A 378-nucleotide genomic window follows, 5' to 3' on the forward strand; every position below is an offset into this window, starting at 1 on the left:
TGACCTACTCTCCCACACCCTCCCGGGTGCAGTACCATCGGCGCTGCGGGTCTTAGCTTCCGGGTTCGGAATGGGACCGGGCGTTTCCCCCGCGCTGTGACCGCCGTAACCCTTCCAACCCAAACCCCCCGTGCCGGCAGTTCCCTGCGGTGGGGGTGGGTAAAAATGTGGGGTACGTGGGTACCAGACGCCCGTCCCCGTGGTACCGGGGGTTCGGGCGTTATTCAGTTATGTTCCCTGATCAACAACACGGGTTGTTGGTTGGGAACCACATAGTGGACGCAAGCAGCATGATCTCATATCCCTTGTTTGGCGGAACCGTTTGAAGTCGTGTTCTGCCCAGGATATGTGTGGTGTAAGTTATCGGCCTATTAGTAC

General features: G+C 58.5%; 1 rRNA gene. It reads right to left on the minus strand.

The features are described from left to right. Positions 1–108: ribosomal RNA gene (rrf, locus tag NGB94_RS16700) — 5S ribosomal RNA — on the minus strand; the annotation flags it as partial. Positions 109–378 lie beyond the last annotated feature (270 nt).

Source organism: Arthrobacter koreensis, assembly GCF_035792275.1.
Classification (GTDB): Bacteria; Actinomycetota; Actinomycetes; order Actinomycetales; family Micrococcaceae; genus Arthrobacter_B; species Arthrobacter_B koreensis_A.